The sequence below is a fragment of the Dyadobacter sediminis genome, assembly GCF_005860765.1.
Lineage (GTDB): Bacteria > Bacteroidota > Bacteroidia > Cytophagales > Spirosomataceae > Dyadobacter > Dyadobacter sediminis.
Map to the genome: position 1 here is coordinate 487,348 of NZ_VCEI01000011.1, position 25,117 is coordinate 512,464.

The window sequence follows — 25,117 nt, forward strand, 5'->3', positions numbered from 1 at the left end:
TCCCGTTTTTGCATTTCCATTATCAAATGTCTGTCCATGATAATTTTTACATCCGCTGTTCTGGGTTCCTGTAAAAGCAGCAGGCCGAATGCCCGCCTTGATCCGGAAGCAGGGCTGGATAAAATACTGGCGGACGTTCCTGATTTCAGCGGTGTGCTGCTGGTGGCCGAAAAAGGTAAAATCATTTACCACAAGGCAAAAGGCTTTAAGAATTTTGAATCCCGGGAGCCGCTTGAAACTTCCGATATCTTTGAACTGGCCTCGCTTTCGAAACAATTTACGGCCATGACGATCATGCAGCTGAAAGATGCCGGCAAGCTGTCTTTTGACGATCCCATCGATCGGTACGTTCCCGGTTTGCCTTATTCCGGCATTACAATCCGGCATTTGCTGACGCATACGTCCGGTTTGCCCGATTATCAGGAGATTATGGATCAGCATTGGGATAAATCAAAGATAGCCGGCAATGCGGATAACATTGCTTACCTGATCCGGTATCATCCGCCGGTGCTTTTTGAGCCGGGTACCCGATACCTTTACAGCAATACAGGTTACATGCTGCTTGCGAGTATAACGGAAAAAGTTTCCGGTCAGGATTTTATTGCGTACTGTCAAACCAGGCTGTTTATGCCGGCGGATATGCAACAGACGGCGATCCGAGCCAACGCGGAAAAGAAACAATTGCCGAATCTGGCAAAAGGGCACCTTTATGTCAGCGAAAAACAGCGTTACGTTGCGGTCGATTCTTTTCCGCAGTTCAATTACGCCATCTGGCTTGGAGACCGTAAAGGTCCGGGACGCGTAAGTTCAACTTCCGCTGACCTGCTGAAATGGGACCGCATGCTTTACACCGGAAAAATGGCGAAGCCCAAAACACTGGAAGAAGCTTTTAAGCCAGCCCGATTGAAAAATGATTCTGCTTCCAGTTACGGATTTGGCTGGAAAATCAGGGAAGACAAAAATAAAGGTAAGGTCGTATGGCATGATGGCGACAATCCGGGCTACGCTACCTATTTTGTCCGTTATATTGATGCAGACAAAACCATCATCCTGCTCTGCAACAATGCGCACGTGAAATTGCCGGAAATGCTTGCGGCCGTGGAAAGCTTGTTGCAGGAATGAAATGTTTTTGGGCCGCCACTGGTTAACGGGCTTTTGCAGTGGCAGCCTTGTTTTGCCAGCCGGGATATGATCGTTGTTACAGGAATACGTACCATACAAAGGCCATCAGCACGATCCAGAGCAGCGCAACAGTTCCCCAGAACTTGGTCGTGTATTTTTGTGACGGATGGTTTTTGGGATGGTAATCCGGTCTGCTGGCGGATGCTTCCTCGTAGATTTTATCCAGCCTCATTCTTTCAAACATGCTGACATTTCCGTACTGCGGTTTGATATAACCTCTTTCGCCAGCACGCCTCACTTCGTTTTCTTTAAACATAGCTTTAAAAATTTTAGGTTGATAAATTATGTTAAATGCTAATTGAAAAGCCATATGCTGATTCTGAAACCGGGAATACGAATGCATTTACAAGCGTATGCTGCTCACCGGATCAGGTAAGAAATGATACGGGATGCAGGGAATGTACGTAATGCAAGTATCCGGATTCTGCAGTTGGGCTGCGGCATAATTGATTTAAAACAAATGCATGAATTGTTGTAAATGAATTACTGAGTTGGTTCCGAAAAGAGAAAAGTGAGTTGTCTTCTGATGCGTACAGGTATTTCAGGTCACGGCTGGCGGGCCATTTGCTATGTATGTTCATAACGTTGAGTTTACTTGTGAAATATAACGATTCGATGCGAATTATCCATCGGTCTGTTGTCATTTTTTTGATATAAATTCAGGAAATAGTCAAATGGAATGATCCGTTTTTTTCGTGCCGCATGATTCAAAATGTGCGCCACATCCTTCCTGAACGGCTTTTATACCAACGATCCGGATTTAAGCGCATATCAGCCTTGTTCAGGCCGGTTTTCTTCTTGCTTCCATGCGGTTTGCAGCCCGTCGGAAGGATGAATCGGGAACCGATTGTTGCCGGATCGGGTAAAAAATGCCTTGAAATGCCTTGCTTTAATGCGTACTGGCATGTATTTTATTGAAAGTATTCCGTCAGTTTACATTATACGTACCGGATTCAGTTAACTAACCAAACCTTCATTTATACGAATGACGAAAGAACAAATACAGGAAGATGTCCGTAAACTCGGAAAATGGTTTCATAATATCGATCTGAATGGTGTAAAAACAGCACCGGATCATTTTCTCGGTGATTATCCCAATTTCAAATACAGAAACTTCGCTCACGCCATTCCTGAAAACCTGGAAGGAAAAACCGTTCTGGATGTCGGGTGCAATGCCGGATTCTATTCCATTGAAATGAAAAAGCGCGGGGCTGAACGGGTTCTGGGCATTGATTCGGACGAAAAATACCTCGCACAGGCGCGCTATGCAGCTTCTACGCTGGGCTTTGACATTGAGTTCAGAAATATGTCCGTCTATGAAGTCGGCAGCCTGGGTGAAAAGTTTGACGTGGTGATTTTCATGGGTGTGCTTTATCATCTTCGCCACCCGCTTCTTGCGCTTGATCTCTTGTATGAAAATGTAGTGAAAGACATGCTGATATTTCAGTCCATGCAGCGCGGAAGCAATGAAGTAGAACCCGTCAAGCCGGACTATAACTTTCAGGAAACCGGAATTTTCAGTAATCCGAATTTTCCGCAGATGTACTTCATCGAGCACCGCTATTCGCAGGACCCGACCAACTGGTGGATACCCAACCGGGCCGGAGCCGAAGCCATGCTGCGAAGTGCAGGCTTTGAAATCACGATGCATCCGGAACCTGAGGTTTACATTTGCCGTCGCGGCGAACTTTCAGACAATCAGGCTCGTGCCGTTTATCCAGTTAAAAAAAATTAGTAAAATAATATATGATAGAAGCAGTAAAATTCTGGAACGAGCCGAACAACAAGTCCCATTGGGATTTTGAAATTGATAAAGACTGGGTAATTTTTTCTGAAATGGTCAAAATGGCGGCTCAGGCTGTAAAAGCTGAAAATTCGGGAATTACCAGGGTACTTGGCGGCATTTCCCCGATTGATCCGCTGTTCATTACCAAGCTGGAGAGCCGGGGTGCATTGGCTGATATAGATGCCATTGCCGTTCACGGTTTCCCGCTCGACTGGAACCATTGGCAGATTAATCACTGGCCTGATAAAATTGCAGAAATAGAAGCAGTTACCAACCTGCCGATCTGGGTTACGGAAGTCGGAATTTCTACTTTCGGTGCAGAAGAAGTCCAGGAATTCGGTCTGCGCCGTACTGCTGAGCTGCTGATGGGCAGGGTTCAGCGCGTACATTGGTACAGCCTTTACGACCTGCCGAAAGCTTGGGAAGCTACAACGCGTCACCGGGAGGCTGAAGGCTCATCGTATTACCGGCATTTTTACATGGGATTACTGCGCGAAGACGGATCTCCCAAACTGGCTCTGAAACATTTTTCTGACTTTACACCGGAATTCGGGATTTGCCAGTGGTTCCATTTTGAGGATGAAAGACTGGAACCTGCCATTCAATGGCTGAGAAAACTGGGCGTTAAAAAACTGCGTACGGGTTTGAGCTGGGCCGATTACCTTCGCCCGAATGCGCACCAGTGGTTTGACCATATGATGAAATCGCTTGAAGAATTTGACCTTACGGTGACATTCTGTTTTACACCCGAAGCAAAAGGAGTTCAGCCGCATCATACCAGCCCGCCGCAAAATATTGCAGAGTTCGCCGATTTTTGCGTTGAAATGATGCGCAGGTATGCATAAACATTGCATTTACATGGCTTGGATTGTACTATCCGAGCCATTCTTTTTTAGCTTAAAATCTTACGTTTACTCCTTGTCGGCAGCAGGTTTTGCTGCTGAATAATCACTTTTTAAATGGGTACTGCAACGGAAAAGGAACCGGCGGATTTGTGGATGCAGCATATGCGCAACGGCGAATTTGAAAAAGTATGGAAGCTGAGCGACCGTGCTGTGGAAGAACGTGCCGGAAAGCCATGCTGGCACTGGCCGAGGCATTTGCAATATATTTGGGACGGAACACCGCTGGCAGGCAAGCGTGTTCTGGTTCGTTGCTATCATGGCTTGGGCGACACCATTCAGTTCATACGCTATATACCTCTGTTAAAAGAAATTGCCGGTGAAGTAATCGTCTGGGTGCAGGCGCCGTTGCTTCCGCTGCTCAAAACCGTTGAAGGCATTGATCAGCTGCTGCCCTTGCACGACAGCAGTCCGGAGGCGGAATATGATGTGGATGTGGAAATTATGGAATTGCCGCATGTATTCCGGACTACGCTTGAAACGCTGCCTGCTCAGGTACCGTATCTGCATGCCCGTCCCGTTGCACTTTCCGGTCATGAAGGTTATTTTAAAGTTGGGCTGGTCTGGCGGGCAGGCGACTGGGATTCGCGGCGAAGTGTTCCATTTGATGATCTGATTTCCTTGTTTAGTACGGAAAAGACGGATATTTATATTCTTCAGGCAGGTGCGGAATCAGCTGGCTGGAAACCCGGATATGGTATTCATCCCGGTGAATTTGATGTGAGTACATATGCCGGTGTTATCAAAAACCTCGATCTGATGATTTCGGTTGATTCCATGCCGGTACATCTGGCCGGTGCGTTGGGCGTTCCCGTCTGGAACCTGCTTCATGCCGACGCGGACTGGCGCTGGATGAACCATCCGCATGAAAGTGTGTGGTACCCAACCATGCGTCTGTTCCGTCAGGAAAAATCAGGCGAGTGGAAATCCGTTATAGATCGTGTTGCAGCAGAACTTGGAAAACAGAGCAGCAGTCTTTTGTAATGAGGACACTGCTCCGCTTTTGCTAACCTTTCAGCTGGATATAACGTTTTTTTATTTCGCTGAACTTGCCCTGATGATATGCAAGACCGTGATATACAGCTGCAACCGTTCGTGCCCAGTTCAGGTAAACGGATGGTTTTTTAACCTTGCGTGCATAGCTGAAAATCCGGTTGCTCCATAAGGAAATATAATAGCGCGTCCGGTAAATCAGCTTGCGCTGCGGGGTAGGGGATTGCGAATCCGGAGCTACACGCTTCTTCGTTTTGGAACGTCCCGAAGCCCATGTAAGCCGGTATGCCAGCCCTTCACGGCGCTGGCGAAAGCCTGCCGCCTGCGTCTGTGCTACAAATTCTCCGCTGACCGATTCCAGATGAAGTCGTTTTTCAGCAATGGCCTTTTGTATGAGTTCTTCAATCAGCAAAGAGCGTACAACGGCAACATTCGTTCCTCTTCCGTCGGATGAATAAGGTTCCACCCAAGCGTCGCCAAAGGAAATATCAGCGGTTTCGGCCACTACGTCATCACAGAAATTACATGCATGATTCATGAAAAATCCCGCGCCCCAGTCTCCGTCCGCAAGATGCCACCAATCCTTGTTTACCACGCGCCCGTCACGCAAGGTAAGCATGGCGTTGTACAGGTTTGCCGGACGGTCCGGATGCTTGTACCGGTAATCCACACGCTCGATCTCAGCGGACGGCACATCCATTTGCCAAGCAAAACTTTCTACAAACCTTGCGCTTTTCATATGTCCGCAAAAAAGTCCCAGCGTAAAAGGGATGCGTTCCCGGAAAAGCGGGTCTTCGCGCCGCAGCAAATGGACTGCTTTTATGAAACAGGGAATTCCGACTACCGCATACCGGCCCGGCGTATTGCGGATCAGGTCCAGCACACCGGAAAGTTCTATCGGATAATACCTTGACTTTGCACCGGCAAGGATTTCAGTCTCGCTTCTGGAAATGGTATAATGAAAGTAACGGTTATTGGTTTGCGGGTCATTTTCGGCCACTACGTGTGCCACGCCGTCGATCAATCCTTTACGCATCAGCTCCGCCGCAACCCAGCTCACCATGCCGCCGGAACTGCCGAGCGTCCGGAAATTATTTTCAGCCACATGCCCGACATACGCATTCTGGAAACGGCCCAGTTCGGCATTTTTTTGTGCAGTGTCCGCATAACGTTCGGCAGCAATTTCATTTTCATTTGCAGCGCCATAGGAAAACGGGCACGTCCGCGTAAAGTTTTCGGAACGTCGCTGGTACCAGGCTTCCGGACCATTCGGTTTTAACTGGCCAAGGCCGTCAAACTGCATTTTTACTTTCTCCGAAGTTTCCTGCGCTGCACAGCTGCCACACCCTATACACAAACCTGAACTGACGATATCCTTCGGACTAAGCAACTGATTCATTCTTTAATTGTTTGATTTTAAGTGCTTCATCAAGGTATTTGTTTGATGAAATGCGAAGCCGGTCAATGGTCTGGGAAATGACCGGGCTTAAAGGCTGGCTCAAAAGGTTGTTAACGACTGCTGACGGAATTTCATCACTGATCAGGTGCTGTTCGCCGCCCAGCTTGGACATAAGGCCCTGTACTTTGAAGCTTCTGTAGGAAGAGGATTCGCAGACAAACGGCTTTTCATTCCGGATTGCGAACACGCAGCCGTGGAAAAAATTGGTGGCAACTGCTTCCGAACGCGCGATGAACTGTGCAAAATCATGCGGGTCTGCCTGGATCCATTGTTCATCGGCCCAGTCGTTACGGTACCCGATGCTTACAAGCGGAAGTTTTCTGCTATCTGCATACTGCCTGATTTTACTTCTAAACGATTCCGTAAAATTGTGGCCGTACAAGGCAATATATGGCTTTTCCCAATATTTGTTTTCACGTTCGTCGGGATTAATTGCAAACTGAAGGCATGGGTCCAGTACGATCTCGGGTTCCATGCCGATGGCATTTTTCACGATGGTCCACGAGTTTTCATCCCGTACCGAAATGCTGTCGAAATTCCTTAGCCGTTCAGCCCAGCTTTCTTCCAGACCGTATGAAGCCGGATAATTTCCGTAACTTGCTGCATAGGACACAAGTTGCTGAGTACGAAGACCGTCGCCGTAAAATATCGGATTTCTGCCGAACCACGGATGATACAGATTCCAGACTTCATCGCTGCCGACCACTACAACGTCGTATTTTTCCATGTCCTCCGGCTTGTCAATGTCAAACCTTTTGGAAAGCGGCAACGACTCGAAAAGGGCGAAAAACTTCTCGATTTTTTCACGGTAAAGCGGATGGTCTGTTTCCGGAACATGCGTCGGCAGAACGGGTTGCATAGCGCATTTCCATTCTGCCAGGTTTATTCTTTTTGAATCATGATCAATAATGGAGGCATGGTGCCCGAGCGCCTGAATCCCTTCGGCAAGGCAGCGTGCCTGCCAGTAACTTCCATAATTGATGCAGCGGTGAAAAGTAAGCACCCCGACTTTTAAGACATCCATTCCTTTATTCTCAGATTTAAATTGCACAGGTCATTTTCTGCCGGAACTTGGCCGGCTGTTTTTTATAGAATCAGTTCACGAAAGCCGGTATAAGTTCATCAGGCCATTTGAGCACAAAACAGACCATTGAAAGAGGCATGATTATGTTCTGACAATATATTCTTAATTCCTTGTTTCCTGAAATTTTCCTTAAAATAGAATGCCTGATAAATGCCGCATTTACTTAATGAAATGTTGAAAAACAGGTATTCCAAACGATATAATTACTATTATGACTAAAATTCTGCTGATCCGTCATGCAACGAATGACACAGTCGGCGTTCGCCTGAGCGGTCGGAGGGCCGGCGTACACCTGAATGAAGAAGGCCGGAGCCAAGCGCAGAAGCTGGCCGCCCAACTGAGAGGAATGAAGATCCATGCCATTTACAGCAGTCCGCTGGAACGTGCCGTAGAAACGGCCGAGCCCATTTCGAAAATCTTGGGTATGGAAACGGTTATCTGTCAGGATTTCCTGGAAATCAATTTTGGTGAATGGACGTTTAAAACCTTTAAAGAACTGGATGAACTTGCTCAATTCAAGCAGTTTAATTCTTTCAGGAGCTTTACGCGCGTTCCCGGCGGCGAGTCCATGCCCGAAGCACAGATGCGTATGATCGCAGGCATTGAAAAACTCTGCAGCCGGCATCCCGATGAAACCGTTGCCATTGTCAGTCACGCCGATATGATCAAATCTGCCGTTGCTTATTACACCGGAACGCACCTCGATCTTTTTCATCGTGTGGAAATCAGCCCGGCTTCGGTCAGTATCATCGAAATCGGATACGGAACGGCGGCCATCCGGCTGGTCAATTATACGGGTGAGCTGGTGATCTGACAGGCCATGTACCGGAATGTCCGGTACCGTTTATTTTTCAGACTCCTTCATATCCAGCGTTTTGCGGTTATAGCTTTCCATTGTATCCAACACTTTTTCCGGCTGTACGTCCTTGGCAAGAAAATCGATTTCGGCATCATTGGCTTCTGCAATGTCCATTTTTTTGGCCATGGCCGTAACCAGCTGGATAAGCCGGGTGATTTCATGTTCCGCCAGCAGATTGACCTGAAGGTTCAGGTCCGCCCGTTTGTCCGCCTGTGCGTTCATCCGGTTTTGGCTAATGAGTACGAATGTTGACAGAAAAATGGCTTCTACCGAAGCGAACATGGCAAGCACCACGAAAGAAGGGTCAAAAGGCTTTAATCCAAGCCATTCCAGGTTCCAGATAATCCAGATGGAAAATATAACCAGGTGAATGTAAACAAATTGCATACTTCCCGTAAAGCTGGTTATGGTATCTGCAATTCTGTCTTTCCACGTTTTCTGTCTTTCTTCTTCCAGACTGCGCTCCATCAGCGCATGGATGTTCCTTACTACAACGCCCATTTCCGGCCCAGTACCCGGAGCTGCCTCTTTATTGTTGATGTCCTTCATATATTCAGATGTAAGTTGCCTGTTTCGTCTACTTTCATGCCAGCACATACCGGGAGCAACAGCAGAATCTTGGTATGTTCTTTTTATTTATAATGGCAGCTTAATAAAAATATTTTCTGCTGTTTGTGGCACCTGCTTTAAAATTGGAAATGCAAAAAATATAGGACGGTCATATTCCCCCAAAAGAATACATTCCGGTTTCCGGAGTGAACGGTTCTTTTGTTGCCTTGTGGTAAATTCTCTACATCATAAAACAGAATGGAGGTATGTTCTCTACATTCTGAAACAGCATGATTGATCTGCATCGGATATACCGGCCATTCTGCTGATTTGCAAATACGGATTTCGTCGTCAACTCACATTCCGGGAAATTATTGTATTCCGGCAAGCATCTATTTACCTATCTTCTTGATCTACATAGCTCGCGACAACGGTTTTGATTTGTGCGGATTTCAGAAATGGCAACCGGCCGGAATTGGAAAATCACATACACAAGGTACAAAGCAGGTATATACCTGAAAATTGCCGTATAGTGATCTGTGACGGTATAATGCTTTATTTTGATGCTTATACGAATGGAACGGTTTTTTTTATAACTTCCGCTTTACTAAACTCAAAATATGGGCAAAACAGTTCTAATAACAGGAGGCGCTGGCTTCATAGGTTCCCATTTGGCAAATGAACTTCTGGATAAGGGATACAATGTAAAGGCGCTAGATAATTTAAATGCACAGGTTCATGGCAAAGACTGCGTTCGTCCGGAATACCTGAATCCGGAAGTGGAACTGATCGTCGGAGATGTCCGTGATCCTGACAAGGTAAAACAAGCGTTGAAAGGAGTGGATGCCGTTTATCATTATGCTGCCATGGTCGGCGTCGGCCAGAGCATGTATCAGGTACGGGAGTACACCGATGTAAACAATACCGGAACCGCTGTTTTGCTGGAAGCACTGATCGAAAATCCTGTTGAAAAACTCGTTGTTGCAAGCAGCATGAGTATTTATGGCGAAGGTCTTTATAAAGACAGTAAAGGTACGATCAGCGCAGGCATGGAACGCAAGCTCGATCAGCTGAAAGCCGGGAGCTGGGAAGTGTACGGTGAAGACGGAAATGTCCTGACTCCCTATCCGACTCCCGAAACGAAGAATCCTTCGCTGGCATCCGTTTATGCATTGTCCAAGTATGATCAGGAAAGAATGTGCCTGCTGATCGGCAAAGCATACAATATTCCTACCGTTGCCCTTCGCTTCTTCAATGTATATGGCACAAGCCAGGCATTATCCAATCCGTATACGGGCGTACTGGCCATTTTCGCATCCCGGATGCTGAACGGAAACGCACCGATGATTTTTGAGGACGGAAATCAGCAGCGTGACTTTGTGAGTGTGCTGGATATAGCGCAGGCTTCCAGACTGGCACTTGAAACGCCCGCAGCTGATTATGAATCGTTCAACGTTGGCAGCGGAAATGCTTACACCATCGTTGAAATTGCAGAAAAAATGGCACGAGTGCTTGGTAAAGAGCATTTAGATTTTGAAATTTCCGGTAAATACCGCGTTGGAGATATACGTCACTGCTTTGCAGATATTTCAAAGGCGAAAAGAATCCTGGGCTATCAGCCTAAAATTTCCCTGGAAGAAGGACTTGTGGAACTGGCTACATGGCTGGAAGGCCAGACGGCAGAGGACCGGGTGGCGGAAGCAAAAAATGAATTAGTAACAAGAGGACTTACAGTATAGTATTATCTTCTCATATAAACATGTAACGTAAATATGGTGCAGGATATCTCCTTGAATAGAAAAGATATGGAACATGCAAATAGTGTCGGAATCGTACAATGGTTTCATATCAATCAGCACCGGGAAGTAGAGAGGGTAGTGGAAGATTTTCAGAAGTTGGGTGTTACGCATATTCGTACAAACGTTTCCTGGGCTGACTGGCATTTACCTGAAGGAAAAGCATGGTACGACTGGCTTTTTGCTACGCTTGGCGACCAGTTGCAAGTCCTTCCGTGTATCCTTTATACACCGCCATCCATTGCAGTAAAGCCGAAATCGTCTGCGCCTCCGCAAAATCCTAAAGACTTTGCTGATTTTGTAGATACAATCATTACCGAATACGGTCAGTATTTTGACTATATAGAACTCTGGAACGAGCCGAACAACATGGCCGAGTACGATTTCACGCTGGACCCGCAATGGGATACATTTTGTGAAATGGTAGGTTCTGCGGCTAACTGGTGCAGGCAGAAAGGAAAGAAAACCGTTCTGGGCGGCATGAGCCCGATTGATGCCAACTGGCTTCGGGAAATGTTCAGGAAAGGTCTGATGGAACATATTGACGTGGTGGGCGTTCACGGTTTTCCGGATGTTTTTGACAGTAATTGGGAAGGATGGAGTGCGGAAATCAGCAAGGTTCAGAAGGTTCTCGATGAACATCAGTCCCTGGCAAAAATCTGGATCACGGAAGCTGGTTTTTCCACATGGCAGAAAAACGAAAGAAAGCAGGTCAAGGAATTTATCCAAGCGCTGGAAGCCGATGCGGAAAGAATGTACTGGTACAGTCTGGAAGATCTCTCGGCTGAACTGCCTGCCGTAGACCGTTTTCATCTGGACGAAAGGGAATATGCATTTGGAATGAAAAACCAGAACGGCTCGCCAAAGCTATTGTATACATTACTCTCAACAAAAGGATTATCCGGCATAAGCAATTATGAATGGATGACGGTTCCGCTGGATGAAAACAGTTTTACTGAGCAGTATACGCTGATTACAGGCGGTGCCGGTTTTGTAGGGATCAATCTGGCAGATAAAATTTTAAGTCAGGGAAAACCGGTTCTGATATTGGATAACTTGTCAAGGGCTGGCGTTGAAAACAACCTTTTCTGGCTGCGTGAAAAATACGCCGATAACCTGTACATCATGATTGCGGATATCCGGGATAAACGTGCGGTCAGACAAGCGGTTCAGCATGCTTCGCATATATATCACTTTGCTGCACAGGTTGCCGTAACTTCCAGTCTTACTGATCCTTATCACGATTTTGAGGTCAATGCACTGGGTACGCTCAACCTGCTGGAAGCCATCCGGAATACAAGTCATCAGCCTTCAATCATTTTTACCTCCACAAACAAGGTATACGGCGATCTGCACGATCTTGGCATGTTGTCGAATGAAACGCGTTACTACCCGTCCAACCTGATGGTAATGGCGAACGGCATCAGCGAGGAAAGAAACCTGGATTTTCACAGCCCGTACGGTTGTACAAAAGGCGTTGCGGATCAGTATATTCTGGATTATGCACGTACGTTCGGGATCAAAAGTGTGGTGTTCCGCATGAGCTGCATTTACGGCCCGCACCAGTTTGGTACCGAAGATCAGGGCTGGGTGGCGCATTTTCTTATTCAGGCATTGAAAGACAAGCCGATAACATTGTATGGCGACGGCAAACAGGTAAGGGATATTTTGTTTGTAGATGATCTGGTCAATGCATTTCTGCTTGCCGAAGAAAATATAGAAACGATTTCCGGAAATGCCTACAACATTGGTGGCGGTCCTGAAAATACCGTAAGCTTGCTGGAACTGATTGAAATGATCAGCATGGTTTCGGGCGAAAGACCGGAAGTAAGGCTGGAAGAATGGCGTTCCAGCGATCAGAAATACTATGTTTCCGACTTTAACAAATTTCAGGCAGTTACCGGCTGGAACCCGAATGTGAGTCCGCTGGAAGGTGTGGAAAAATTAATTGAATGGCTGCAGGAAAATGCGATTTCTCCCGAACTGAAAAGTACGGAACATTCCGAAATTGCAAGTAAGCAGCCTGTTTTTTAAACCCGTTTTTTAATGATTGCAGCAGTACTGACAAAGCCAGGATTCTTTGAATTGCAAAAAGTGGAAATTCCTGAGATACGTGAAGATGAAGTAAGGATCAAGGTGGAAGGCTGCGGAATATGTGCATCAAGTCTGCCGTTGTGGGAAGGCAGAGAATGGTTTTCCTATCCGGTCAATGCCGGTTCGCCCGGACACGAAGGCTGGGGAATTGTGGACGCAGTCGGTGATAAAGTCACAAATCTGGTCAGCGGCGACCGTGTTGCATTTCTTTCCGGCAAGGCTTATGCAGAATACGATACGGCATCGGTAGGTTCCGTTGTAAAACTTCCTTCCGCGCTCGGCAACCTGCCTTTTCCCGGTGAACCGCTCGGCTGCGCCATGAATATCTTTGAAAGGAGCGATATTTCGGCAGGTGACACTGTTGCCATTATCGGAATGGGGTTTCTGGGTATTTTGCTTTGCCAGCTTGCCAAGAAAAAAGGCGCAAAGGTAATAGCAGTTTCCAAACGGTCCTTTTCACTGGACTATGCAAAACAATTCGGAGCTGATGAAATGATTCCTTTGACGAGTACATGGGAAGTTTCCAATAAAATCAGCGAAATTACCGGCGGTGAATTCTGCACCCAGGTTGTTGAAGCAACCGGAAAGCAGGAAGCCATTGACATTGCTACGGAAATTGTAGCGGAAGGCGGAAGGCTGATCATTGCAGGATATCATCAGGACGGCCTTCGTCAGGTCAATATGCAGAAATGGAACTGGAAAGGGATTGATGTCATCAATGCACACGAACGAAAGCCGGAACGGTATCTGCTTGGCATGCAAAAGGCAGTTGAAGCTGTACTGAACGGCGATATGGACCCAACACGGCTCTATACCGACGTACTTCCGCTGGACCAGTTAGCCCGGGGATTCGAAATGACTTCGGCCCGTCCGGACGGATTCATGAAAGCACTTGTACAAATATAATTTCAGCGTATTGAATATTCTTTCTAAAACAAAACCGGCGCTGGCCTTTGCCGGCGTAGGCTGGATTGGCCGTAACAGAATGCAGGCAGCCATTGAAAGCGGAACTGCGGATGTGGCCATGCTGTCCGATCCTTCGGCCGAGTGCATTTCGGAAGCACTTCAAATGGCACCGGGCGCCAAAACTGCTTTGTCGTTTGAAGAAGTGGTTGCCGATCCGGACATAGACGCGGTTGTAATTGCTACGCCAAGTGCGCTGCACATGCAGCAGGCGGTTCTGGCATTTGAAAACAACAAAGCCGTGTTTTGCCAGAAACCGCTGGGCAGAAATGCGGCGGAAGTCGCGGCGGTGATTGAGGCTGCAAGAAAAGCGAATAAACTGCTCGGAGCTGATTTCTCGTACCGCTATACAACGGCATTTCAGAAAATACTTCCTTTGGTACAATCCGGTGAGCTTGGAAAAATATTTGCGGTTGACCTCAAATTTCATAACGCATACGGTCCGGATAAACCCTGGTTTTATGATATGAAGCAATCCGGCGGCGGATGCGTGCTGGATCTCGGCATTCATCTGATCGATCTGATGCTTTATGCGCTGGATTTTCCGGATGTAACGCAGGTGAACAGCAGCTTGTACAGCAAAGGAATTTCGGTAAAAGGAAAGAATGAAGTGGAAGATTATGCAAATGTTTCACTCGAACTTGCGAATGATATAAATGCGCAGCTTGCATGCAGCTGGAATCTTCAGGCCGGTCAGGAAGCCGTTATCGAGGCATCGTTCTACGGTACTAACGGCGGCGTCAGCCTCAAAAACCTGAATGGCTCTTTTTATGATTTCGCTGCATACCGGTTCTGGGGCACAAAGTCGGAAACGCTTGCAGGTCCGCCGGACGCATGGGGCGGAAGGGCATTGGTGAACTGGATCGATCAGTTATCGGTCAGTTCCGAATTCGTAGCTTCTGCTGAACAATACTTGCCTTCTGCCGCTGTACTGGACAAAATATATGGGCGCAGCTGACCATCCTTCTCCGCTGAAAATCCTGATGACTGCCGATACGGTCGGTGGAGTATGGACGTATACCATGGACCTTTGCAAGGCATTATCCGGGTACAACATCCATTTTCATCTGGTGACACTTGGCGCAAGGATGCAGGAATGGCAGCAAAAGGAAGTCAGTGAACTCAGTAATGTAATCGTTTACGAAACGGATTTTCAGCTGGAATGGATGGAAGATCCGTGGGAAGATATCTCCAGTTCGGAAGCGTATCTGCTGGCGTTGCAGAAAGCAGTTCAGGCGGATATCATTCATTTGAACGGCTATGTGTACGGTTCGCTGAACTGGGAGGCGCCTGTTCTGATCGTTGCGCACAGTGACGTATATTCATGGTGGAGAGCTGTAAAAAAGCAGAACCCGCCGGCAGCATGCAATACGTATTTCGCCAAAGTCAGGAACGGACTGCTGCATGCAAACCATATTGTAGCGCCGTCGCAGGCCATGATATCCGAGATCAACGACATCTACAACTTACGGCAAAGTCATTCGGTCATTTACAATGCAAGAAATGCATCGCATTTGCATGCGGCTGAAAAAGACGGTACGGTGATGTGCATGGGCAGAATCTGGGATGAAGCGAAGAATGTACAGTTGCTCATGCAGGCGTCTTCAAACCTGCATCATCCGGTTAAAATTGCCGGAGATAACCATTTTCAGCACAATATGCTGGATTTTTCCGAAAGTAAAGTGCGTAATCTCGGCAAGCTGAGTTCGGTGCATATAGCCAGAGAACTTTCCACAGCAAGTATTTACGCGCTTCCTGCCAAATACGAGCCGTTTGGACTCTCTGTTCTGGAAGCCGCTTTGTCAGGCTGTGCGCTGGTGCTGGGAAATATTCCTTCTTTGAGAGAAATCTGGCAGGATAATGCCGTTTTTGTCGACACGGATGATGCGGATGAACTGGCCCGGGCAATTAATCACCTGATGAATGATCAGCATGAACTTGAAAGCATGGCATCGAAAGCGCAAAACCATGCAAAGCAGTTCAGCACACACCGTATGGCCACGCAGTATATGGATTTATACCGCCAGTTATTACAGGAATACAATCAACCGGTTCTGGAAAAAAATACATTAAAATGAATATAGTCCTTTTTTATCATTCCCTGCTGTCAGACTGGAATCACGGAAATGCGCATTTTCTGCGAGGGGTTGCTACCGAACTTATCAAAAGAGGCAACAACGTAAAAATATACGAACCCAAAGATGCATGGAGTGTGCAGAACCTCATGGCGGATTATGGTGTGGAAGCAGTAAACGAACTCTATACCTATTATCCATTGCTGAGCAGCATCCGTTACGATCCTTCGACGCTGGATCTGGATGAGGTTCTGAAAGATGCGGACCTTGTGCTGGTGCATGAATGGAACGATCATGCCTTGGTAAAATCCATCGGGGAGAAGAAGAAGAAATACGCGTTCAAACTGCTTTTTCACGATACACATCACCGCGCGGTTACGGAAAAACAAAGCATGAGCGCTTACGATATCAGTCAGTATGACGGTGTACTGGCGTTCGGCGGCGTGATCCGGGATATATATTTAAAGGAAAAATGGACGAGCAAAGCATGGACGTGGCACGAAGCGGCGGATACCGCTATTTTCCATCCGGTTGCACATTCAGGTTATGACGGCGATTTTGTCTGGGTGGGAAACTGGGGCGATGAAGAAAGGACCAAAGAACTTTTTGAATTCATCATTGAGCCGGTCAAAGAACTCGGACTGAAAGCGAAAATCTACGGCGTACGTTATCCCGATCATGCCAGGGAAGCACTGGCCGAAGCAGGCATCGAATATGCCGGATGGCTGCCGAATTTCAAGGCACCCGAAGTATTTGCAAAGTACCGCTTTACGGCACACGTGCCGCGCGGGCCTTATGTAAAATCACTGCCCGGAATCCCGACCATACGGCCGTTCGAAGCCATGGCATGCGGTATTCCGCTGATTTCTGCACCCTGGAACGATACCGAAAACCTGTTTTCGCCGGGCAAGGATTTCGTATTTGCCAAAAACAAGGAGGAAATGAAATACTGGATTGAAAAGGTGCTGACAGACGACCATTTTGTAAAAGAAATAACGGATCATGCACTGGAAACGATCTTGGCCAAACATACATGCGCGCACCGTACCGACGAACTGTACGGGATCTGTGAGGAATTAGGCGTAAACAACATTAACCAAAACACTTTATCATGAAGTTTGCATTCTTTGGATCCAGCCTGGTTTCCGCTTACTGGAACGGCGCGGCCACTTATTACCGAGGCATTATCCGGGCGATGAATGAAAGAGGACATACCATAACGTTTTACGAACCGGATGCTTATGACCGTCAGAAAAACCGCGATATGGCCGATCCGGAATGGGCGCGCATTGTCGTTTATCACCCTTCCGAAGCGGATGTTTTCAGGGTACTTCATGATGCCATGGACGCCGATGTGATTATTAAAACAAGCGGTGTCGGGGTATTTGATGAACTGCTGGAAACGGAAGTGGCCAAATTGAAAGATGCAGGCAAATTTGTCATTTTCTGGGATGTGGACGCGCCTGCAACGCTGGACAGGGTGCATACAAATGACGGGGATTATTTCAAAGAACTGATTCCGAAATATGATCTGGTGCTTACGTATGGCGGCGGTGATCCGGTCATCAATGCCTATACCGATCTTGGCGCAAAAAAATGTTACCCGATCTATAATGCGCTTGATCCTTCCACGCACCATCCGGTAGAAAAAGACAGCCGGTTTGATGTCGATCTTGTCTTTCTCGGTAACCGCTTGCCGGACCGTGAAAAAAGAGTGGAGGACTTTTTTCTGAAAGTAGCTGCAGACATGCCGGATCAGAAATTTATACTGGGTGGAAACGGCTGGCACGACAAGCCGATGACCGAAAATATCAATTACATCGGACACGTATTTACGAAAGACCACAATGCGCTGAACTGCTCACCGAAAGCCGTCCTGAACATCAGCCGTGACAGCATGGCCAAATATGGTTTTTCGCCTGCCACCCGCGTTTTTGAAGCGGCCGGCGCCGGCGCGTGCATCATTACCGATTACTGGGAAGGCATCGAGTTCTTTTTTGAGCCGGGCAGGGAAATTCTGGTGGCACGAAGCGGTGAGGAAGTAAAAGCGCTCCTATCGGCCCTTGATCCGGAAAAAGCACTTCATATTGGTCAGGCGGCACTGGAAAAAGTACTGGAAAAGCATACCTACACGCACCGTGCAGCCGAACTTGATATCATTCTTCAGTCCGAATTGGTGGATAACAGAGCCGTTTTATGAAAAATAACCTGAATATCGTTGTGCTTGGATTGTCCATTACTTCATCGTGGGGAAACGGACACGCCACCACTTTCCGGGGACTTATCCGGGAGCTGCATAAGAACGGGCATGACGTTACTTTTCTGGAAAGAGACGTTCCGTGGTATGCATCGAACCGCGACCTGAAAGATTTCTCTTACTGCAACACCATTCTTTACAGCGGCCTGGATGAACTTCGCCAAAAGCATACGGAAATCATCCGGTTCGCGGATCTGGTTATAGTCGGATCGTATGTTCCGGAAGGCGTTGCAGTCGGCCATTTTGTGGTGGAAACAGCTGATGGAATAACGGCGTTTTATGATATTGATACGCCGGTTACGCTGGCGAAAATGGAAAAAAACGACTTTGAGTACCTGCATCCGGATTTGATCCCGATGTACCATATGTATCTGAGCTTTACCGGCGGGCCAACTCTGAAACGTCTGGAAGAACAGTACGGATCGCCTATGGCAAGGCCGTTTTACTGCTCCTTTGACCCTGAACTTTACTTTCCGGAAGAACAGGTAAAACAATGGGATCTGGGTTACTTGGGAACGTACAGCACCGACCGGCAGCCGCCGCTGACCAAACTCATGCTCCAGGCAGCAGAAGAATTTCAAGGCGGCCGTTTTGTAGTAGCCGGTCCGCAGTACCCGGCAGGTATTGAATGGCCTTCCAATGTGGAAAGAATTGAGCATTTACCGCCCTTGGAACACCGGAAGTTCTATAACAGCCAGCGTTTTACGATGAACATAACGCGTGATGATATGATCAGGGCCGGCTATTCGCCCAGTGTCCGCCTTTTTGAAGCAGCGGCGTGCAATACACCGATCATCAGCGATTACTGGGAAGGAATTGAAAGTATATTTGAACCCGGCAAGGAAATCCTGATTTCGAAATCAGCAGAAGAAACTGTAAACTATCTGACCGGAATCGGCGAAGAGGAAAGACAGCAGATTGCAGCCAGTGCCCGTGAAAAAGTACTCGCGTATCATACGGCGGCTCACCGTGCCAAAGAACTGGAAACCTATTATTCCGAAGCAACAGCATTCAGCAGAACGGTACAGGAATGAACCGCTGCTGTTCCTGAAAGAAAGCAAAGTATGATTACGGATGTGACGGCAAGCTGTCGGATTGGTATAATTGTTATAAGATAAGAACTTGAATGATAACCGATCAGAATCATACTTTCCTTATTTTATGGACAAGAACAAGCTGCATTACGATCCGGAGAAGACGGTAAGCCGCGTAGAAGGAAAGGCAAAAGTAACCGGCGCTGCCCGCTATGCTGCGGAATACAAACCGGAAGGTACGCTTTACGGCGTGCTGGTCACCAGCACCATCAGCAAAGGCAGCATTGAAAATATTGCCTCTGAAAAAGCAGAATCCTCGCCGGGTGTAGTTGCTGTTCTTACGCATTTGAACCGTCCGGACGTACCCGGCTGGAATAAAGAACCAAAAGCGCAATCCCGTGTTGAGGGAAAGGAGTTCCGTGTATTTTTTGATAACCGGATTTATTACAATCATCAGCCCGTTGCGCTTGTTCTTGCCGATACGCTGGAAAGGGCTGATTTTGCTGCCGGCCTGGTTAAGGTCACTTATCACAAAGAACCGCATCAAACCGATTTTACAGTAAACCGGGAAAAAGCCTACAAACCAAAACGAACAGAGGATTACAGCCGGGGAACAGATCAGGCTTTTCAAGCTGCTGCCGTACAGATAGAGGCGGAGTATACTACGCCGCTGCAAGTACATAATCCGATGGAAATGCATGCGGCAACGGTGGAATGGAAAGCTTCCGGCCAGTTGACGGATTACAATAAAACGCAGGCTGTGAAAATGGCCAGAAAGGAAATAGCAACCGCTTTCGATATTCAGGAAGATGCTATTGAAGTACATGCTCCGTTTGTAGGCGGTGCGTTCGGTTCATCTTCCAGGGTATGGCCGCAGGAAATGGCTGCACTGCTCGGTGCCAGAAAGGTCGGCCGGCCCGTCAGGGTAATGGCAAAGCGCGATCAGGTTTTCAATATGGTAGGTTACCGTCCTGCTTCCGTACAGAAATTCAGCATTGGTGCCGAAAAGAACGGAACGCTGACTGCCATCAGGCATGAGGTTATCGGAAGTACGTCTGCTTATGAGGAATTTACCGAACGGATTACTGATCCGACTCGATCCTTGTACGCATGTCCCAATCTGCATACGACTTATAAACTGCTGGCGCTCGACATGTCAACGCCATGCTGGACGCGCGGTCCCGGCGAAACAAGCGGTTCTTTTGCACTGGAATGTGCGATGGATGAATTATCCTATGTACTGAAAATGGACCCGGTTCAACTGCGGCTCAAAAACTTTGCCGGGAAAGATCCGGAATCCGGCCTGGACTGGTCAAGCAATCATTTAAAAGCGTGTTTTCAGAAAGCAGGTGAAAATTTTGGCTGGGACAAACGGAATCCCGTTCCCGGTTCGATGACGTCTGATGGCTGGCAACTCGGCATGGGAATGAGCAGCGGCATCTACAAATCGGACCGTTCACCGGCAACTGCCAGCGCGACATTGCGTCCGGACGGCAGTCTGGTTGTACAAAGTTCCGTTGCGGATGTTGGCCCCGGTTCGGCTACTGTGATGACACAGATCGCAGCCGATGCGTTCGGCATCCATATTTCGAAAGTCGAATTTCAATGGGGAAATTCCATGTTCCCCACAGCTCCCGGCCAGTTTGGATCGCATACGACCGCATCCGTCGGCTCGGCAGTTCACGATGCAGTGAAAGCCTTGCAAAAACGCTTGAAAGAACTGGCGGCAAACACTGATAATGCTCCTTTATCCGGAAAAAACACGGACGATCTGGTAGTGGAAAATGGCATGGTCACAGATCAGGAAAAGCAAGGAAAATGGTCATTTTCTGAACTTTTAAGCCGGAACAAACTTTCTGAACTGAAAGTAACTGCCGAATCCAGAAGCGGAAATGAAAAGGAACAGTTTTCCGGAAAATCCTTTTGTGCCCATTTTGTTGAAGTCCTTGTTCATCCGCTCACCGGAACAGTGAAAGTCCGCAGAGTCGTCTCAGCGATAGATGCCGGCCGGATTATCAATCCTAAAACCGCAACCAGCCAGGTTTATGGTTCCGTTGTCTGGGGTATTGGCGTGTCTTTACTGGAAGAAGGAATTGTAGATCATCGTTTTGGGCGTTATGTCAACAATGATCTGGCTAATTATCATTTGCCTGTAAATGCCGATATTCCTTCCATAGAAGTTATTTTCATAGATAAACCCGATCCGGTCATCAATCCGATGGGCACAAAAGGACTCGGCGAAATCGGAATTGTCGGATTTTCTGCTGCTGTGGCCAATGCCGTTTATCATGCAACCGGAAAGCGTGTACGTTCCTTGCCGATCACTGCGGATAAATTGATTTAATGAAACAATCCGGTTCAGCAATCCAGAGGATGAACAATAATGATTCAGTTGCCATATGCACCCAATAAGCGGCGTGCTCATCAGTAAAAACCAATCAAGACCGGCAACCTTCCATTACAGGCACAGTTATTGATAGGGCTCGCCCCGGATTGTAGCAATTGCTGCAGTTCAATGTATTACTGTTATTATGAGGTTAATCAAAAAATGGAAGCACTTTTAGAGCTTCCATTTTTATTTTGTTCCGGTGTATATACATCCCGTATCGTGGCAACCTTCCATCCGGGCAGCTTTATAAAGGCTTTTTGAAAAGATTAGCATATAATTCGCATCTGGACAAAAATAGTTAGATCGTATAACTTAATTTTTATTGTTCCTACGCCGTATTTTGGTTTCAATCCGTGTGATGCTACTTACAAATACTTCTTCATAAACATTTAATCTTTTTCGAATTTAATTGAACAATTACTAGTAGGGGTGAGAAAGATGATGTTCCGTCCTGGGATATTAATAACAATTTCTATTCCATCATTACAATCTCACCTTAATCTATGAACTCAGGTTTAACAATTACCCTCATCCGGGTGACTGCGGGATGCATGCTGACGGCCATGGCATTTCCGCTCGCCTATGCCGGTCCGAATGTGGTCTTGCATAAGCCAAGATCCGAACAGACCGCTGTTGCCGACAAGCCGGTTTCAGGCAAAGTTTTATCCAAAGAAGACAATACGCCGGTTCCGGGCGTCACAGTGGTTGTGAAAGGAACGACCAACGGAACGACAACCGATGTAGACGGCAAATACCAGATCAATGTCCCTGAAAGCAATGCCGTTCTTGTATTTTCTGCGGTAGGATTTGCGACCCAGGAAAAGCCGGTCGGAAATGAAAGCATTATGGACATTATTTTATCCACCGATCAGAAAACGCTGGAAGAAGTAGTGGTGGTGGGTTATGGTACGCTGAAAAAAAGGGACCTTACCGGAGCCGTTTCGCAGATCAGCGCCACTAAACTGGAAAATGAAAATCCGCAATCCGTTCAGGATGTACTGAGAGGCAATATTCCAGGCATGAACGTCGGGTTTTCTGCCTCGGCAAAGGGGGGCGGCAATGTTTCGGTGAGAGGTACCAACTCGCTGAAAGCCGGAACAAGTCCGCTGGTAGTACTGGACGGAGCCATTTACTACGGCGGTCTGGAAGACATTAACCCGAATGACATTGAAACGGTGGACGTGCTGAAAGATGCGAGTTCGGCGGCGGTTTTCGGGGCCAAAGCGGCAAGCGGTGTTATTCTGGTTACGACCAAAAAAGGAAAAGAAGGCAAGACGATCATCAACGTCAATACCAATTTCGGCGTGGCCGAGGTAGCCAAAAACCAGCCTGTTCTGAGTCCGGACGGATTTGTTACGTGGCGGCAGGAAGTCATGCGCAACATCAATACCGCAGCGCAGCCCAGCCGGTTTACAAACCCCGCTCAGCTTCCTTCCGACGTTACACTGGAACAATGGCTGGCATTCGACGGATCGGCCGGCGACCCGACAACCGTATGGCTGCAGAGACTGGGCATGCAGCCGGTTGAAATCCAGAACTACAAAAACGGAAAAAGTGTGGACTGGTACAGCAAAATGTTTCAGAAAGCTCTTCGCCAGGATCATACCGTAAGCCTTTCCGGAAAGACGGACAAGGTTTCGTACTATATGTCGCTGGGTTACCTGAACAATGAAGGGATTGTTGTCGGCGACAAATACAGTACTGTGCGCGCGAGGCTTAATCTGGAAGGAAAAGTAAACAAGTTTCTTTCGGTCGGGATCAATACGCAGTTTGCAGACCGGGACGAGAGCCAGGTTCCTGTCAATTACGAACTGGCTGCCAACCTTTCGCCCTGGGGATCGGAGTTCAATCCGGACGGAACTTACAAATGGCGGCCCAATGAAGAGGCAAGCGGCGGAAACCACCCATACTTTGCACCCAGTTTTACCGACCGTGACAAAGGTTCGGTAACGATCAATGCTGTTGTTTTTGCCAAAATAGCATTACCGTTCGGCATCAGTTATCAGGCAAACTTTACGCCGAGATATGAGTATTATCACCGCTATAATGCAGAATCGGCCAGGCATGCGGAGTGGGCAGCAGAAGGAGGAAGGGCTTCACGCCGCGATACCAGAACCATGAGCTGGCAGATTGATAACATTTTCAAATGGAATAAAACCTTAGCAGAAAAGCATAACATTGATGCCACCTTTCTTGTAAATGCCGAGAAATTCAGAATGTGGGACGACAGCGTTTCCAATAAAGGCTTTGCACCAACAGACGTTTTAGGATATCATAACATGGCCGCAGGCAATGCGCCTATTATGTGGACGAACGATGAGGAAAGTACGGCAGATGCCTTGATGGGCCGTTTGTTTTACTCTTTCAAAGACCGGTATATGGTTACGTTGTCCACGCGCCGGGACGGTTACTCTGCATTCGGACAAAAGAATCCGAGGGCGCTTTTTTCATCCGCTGCGTTGGGCTGGGTATTTACGGACGAGCCTTTTTTTAAATCCAGCTGGCTGAGTTACGGCAAATTCAGGGTTTCATACGGAAGTAACGGAAACCGAGACATTGCCCGATACGACGCGCTTTCCAATCTCATCACCGGAAAGTACCTGCACATCAATCCGGGCGGAACGGTGTATCAGACAAGCCAGTTGTATGTAGGAAGAATGCAGAATGCCAATCTGAAGTGGGAGCGGACCAATTCCCTGAACTTCGGACTTGATTTTTCACTATTCAACAATGTCGTGGACGGAAGTGTGGAACTGTACAAATCTTCAACACGCGATCTGCTCGTGGAAAGAGCTTTGCCCAATGTGCTCGGATTTGATTTCGTACTGGACAATCTTGGTCAGGTTGATAACAAAGGTTTGGAAATCAGTCTGAACTCCAACAACATGAAGCGTGAAAACTTTACCTGGCGATCCACACTGAACTTTCAGATGAACAGAAACAAAATCGTTCATTTGTATGGCGACAAGACCGTAACCAAAGATGCGTCAGGAAATGTAGTCAGTGAAAGAGAAGCCGACGACATTACAAACCGGTGGTTTATCGGTCATGCCATTGACGAAATCTGGAATTATAAAGTACTGGGCGTATGGCAGACGGAAGAAGCGGATGCAGCGGCCAAATACGGCGTAAAGCCTGGCGATCACAAAATACTGGACGTGAATAATGATGGAAAGTATACGAATGATGACAAGGTTTTTCAGGGTTTTACCTCGCCGCGTGCCAGGATTACTTTCCGCAACGAATTCAGGGTAATAAAGAATTTTGATGTTTCGTTTATGGTTTATTCTTACCTCGGCCAGAAGGGTGAATTTAATCAGATGAAAAACCGGCAGGGATTTCCGGACCGTTCCAGTTCCTACATTTTTCCATACTGGACAGCCGAAAACCGCAACAACGAATGGGCGCGGTTGTATTCCAGCGAAGGTTCGGCAACAGGCTATTCCGTATATCAGAGCAAATCATTTGTTCGCTTTGAAAGCCTCGCCGTTGCCTACACGATCCCGAAAAACCTGACGCAAAAGATCAATATTCAGAATCTGCGTGTTTACGGCAACATCCGGAACATAGGCTACCTTTCCAGCTGGAGTTTCTGGGATCCTGAAAACGGTACCAATAACAGCAACAACACAAACATTGCAACCTCGGTACCCAGTCCTCGCATTTTTACCATGGGTCTTGACATTACACTTTAA

The 25,117-nt window shown here is 47.4% G+C and carries 19 protein-coding genes; 15 read left to right on the top strand and 4 right to left on the bottom strand.

Going from position 1 to position 25,117, the window contains the following annotated elements:
* Window positions 1-36: 36 nt before the first annotated feature.
* Window positions 37-1,122, top strand: a complete 1,086-nt coding sequence (locus FEM55_RS02910) for a serine hydrolase domain-containing protein (protein WP_138279808.1) — start codon at window positions 37-39, stop codon at window positions 1,120-1,122.
* 76 nt (window positions 1,123-1,198) lie between these two features.
* Here the strand turns inward: FEM55_RS02910 and FEM55_RS02915 are convergent, their stop codons facing one another.
* A complete protein-coding gene (locus tag FEM55_RS02915) occupies window positions 1,199-1,438 on the bottom strand; it encodes a hypothetical protein (RefSeq protein ID WP_138279809.1) in 240 nt (79 codons plus the stop codon).
* Between the two features lie 729 nt (window positions 1,439-2,167).
* Between FEM55_RS02915 and FEM55_RS02920 the strand changes: the two genes are divergently transcribed.
* The 3 genes from FEM55_RS02920 to FEM55_RS02930 all read left to right on the top strand — a co-directional run bounded on the left by FEM55_RS02920 (window position 2,168) and on the right by FEM55_RS02930 (window position 4,854).
* Entirely contained in the window at window positions 2,168-2,917 is a 750-nt protein-coding gene (locus FEM55_RS02920; RefSeq protein WP_138279810.1) for a TIGR04290 family methyltransferase, read from the top strand.
* An 11-nt stretch (window positions 2,918-2,928) separates the two neighbouring features.
* A complete protein-coding gene (locus FEM55_RS02925; protein WP_138279811.1) occupies window positions 2,929-3,813 on the top strand; it encodes a glycosyl hydrolase in 885 nt (294 codons plus the stop codon).
* A 114-nt stretch (window positions 3,814-3,927) separates the two neighbouring features.
* Entirely contained in the window at window positions 3,928-4,854 is a 927-nt protein-coding gene (locus FEM55_RS02930) for a glycosyltransferase family protein (protein WP_138279812.1), read from the top strand.
* 22 nt (window positions 4,855-4,876) lie between these two features.
* On the opposite strand, the gene FEM55_RS02935 is transcribed toward FEM55_RS02930, so the two are convergent.
* Together FEM55_RS02935 and FEM55_RS02940 are read right to left on the bottom strand one after the other, a co-directional pair.
* Window positions 4,877-6,262 (bottom strand): Coenzyme F420 hydrogenase/dehydrogenase, beta subunit C-terminal domain, encoded by a 1,386-nt coding sequence (locus FEM55_RS02935; RefSeq protein WP_212748285.1) that lies wholly within the window; start codon window positions 6,260-6,262, stop codon window positions 4,877-4,879.
* Window positions 6,246-7,346 (bottom strand): polysaccharide pyruvyl transferase family protein, encoded by a 1,101-nt coding sequence (locus FEM55_RS02940; RefSeq protein ID WP_138279813.1) that lies wholly within the window; start codon window positions 7,344-7,346, stop codon window positions 6,246-6,248. Before FEM55_RS02940 ends, FEM55_RS02935 begins: the two co-directional genes overlap by 17 nt.
* Before the next feature lie 271 nt (window positions 7,347-7,617).
* On the opposite strand from FEM55_RS02940, the gene FEM55_RS02945 reads away from it, so the two are divergent.
* Complete coding sequence (locus tag FEM55_RS02945) at window positions 7,618-8,220, top strand: histidine phosphatase family protein (protein WP_138279814.1); 603 nt, start codon at window positions 7,618-7,620, stop codon at window positions 8,218-8,220.
* A 30-nt stretch (window positions 8,221-8,250) separates the two neighbouring features.
* On the opposite strand, the gene FEM55_RS02950 is transcribed toward FEM55_RS02945, so the two are convergent.
* Entirely contained in the window at window positions 8,251-8,814 is a 564-nt protein-coding gene (locus FEM55_RS02950) for a DUF1003 domain-containing protein (protein WP_138279815.1), read from the bottom strand.
* Window positions 8,815-9,434: 620 nt separating this feature from the next.
* Between FEM55_RS02950 and FEM55_RS02955 the strand changes: the two genes are divergently transcribed.
* The 10 genes from FEM55_RS02955 to FEM55_RS03000 all read left to right on the top strand — a co-directional run bounded on the left by FEM55_RS02955 (window position 9,435) and on the right by FEM55_RS03000 (window position 25,117).
* Window positions 9,435-10,553 carry an NAD-dependent epimerase/dehydratase family protein gene (locus FEM55_RS02955; protein WP_138279816.1) on the top strand — a complete coding sequence of 373 codons (1,119 nt, stop codon included), beginning with the start codon at window positions 9,435-9,437 and terminating at the stop codon, window positions 10,551-10,553.
* A 66-nt stretch (window positions 10,554-10,619) separates the two neighbouring features.
* The gene (locus tag FEM55_RS02960) at window positions 10,620-12,644 is read left to right on the top strand and encodes a GDP-mannose 4,6-dehydratase (protein ID WP_229209061.1); all 2,025 of its coding nucleotides are present in this window, start codon (window positions 10,620-10,622) and stop codon (window positions 12,642-12,644) included.
* 12 nt (window positions 12,645-12,656) lie between these two features.
* Window positions 12,657-13,610: an MDR/zinc-dependent alcohol dehydrogenase-like family protein gene (locus FEM55_RS02965; protein WP_138279818.1), complete on the top strand. Its 954-nt coding sequence runs from the start codon at window positions 12,657-12,659 to the stop codon at window positions 13,608-13,610.
* Window positions 13,611-13,620: 10 nt separating this feature from the next.
* Window positions 13,621-14,625 carry a Gfo/Idh/MocA family protein gene (locus FEM55_RS02970; RefSeq protein ID WP_229209062.1) on the top strand — a complete coding sequence of 335 codons (1,005 nt, stop codon included), beginning with the start codon at window positions 13,621-13,623 and terminating at the stop codon, window positions 14,623-14,625.
* Entirely contained in the window at window positions 14,612-15,745 is a 1,134-nt protein-coding gene (locus FEM55_RS02975; RefSeq protein ID WP_138279819.1) for a glycosyltransferase family 4 protein, read from the top strand. Before FEM55_RS02970 ends, FEM55_RS02975 begins: the two co-directional genes overlap by 14 nt.
* Window positions 15,742-16,857: a CgeB family protein gene (locus tag FEM55_RS02980; RefSeq protein ID WP_138279820.1), complete on the top strand. Its 1,116-nt coding sequence runs from the start codon at window positions 15,742-15,744 to the stop codon at window positions 16,855-16,857. Before FEM55_RS02975 ends, FEM55_RS02980 begins: the two co-directional genes overlap by 4 nt.
* Window positions 16,854-17,942, top strand: coding sequence for a CgeB family protein (locus FEM55_RS02985; RefSeq protein ID WP_138279821.1), 1,089 nt, complete (start codon window positions 16,854-16,856; stop codon window positions 17,940-17,942). The genes FEM55_RS02980 and FEM55_RS02985 overlap by 4 nt, the downstream gene beginning before the upstream one ends.
* Entirely contained in the window at window positions 17,939-19,033 is a 1,095-nt protein-coding gene (locus FEM55_RS02990; protein WP_138279822.1) for a CgeB family protein, read from the top strand. The genes FEM55_RS02985 and FEM55_RS02990 overlap by 4 nt, the downstream gene beginning before the upstream one ends.
* 127 nt (window positions 19,034-19,160) lie before the next feature.
* A complete protein-coding gene (locus tag FEM55_RS02995; protein ID WP_138279823.1) occupies window positions 19,161-21,377 on the top strand; it encodes a xanthine dehydrogenase family protein molybdopterin-binding subunit in 2,217 nt (738 codons plus the stop codon).
* Between the two features lie 548 nt (window positions 21,378-21,925).
* Window positions 21,926-25,117 carry a SusC/RagA family TonB-linked outer membrane protein gene (locus tag FEM55_RS03000; protein WP_229209063.1) on the top strand — a complete coding sequence of 1,064 codons (3,192 nt, stop codon included), beginning with the start codon at window positions 21,926-21,928 and terminating at the stop codon, window positions 25,115-25,117.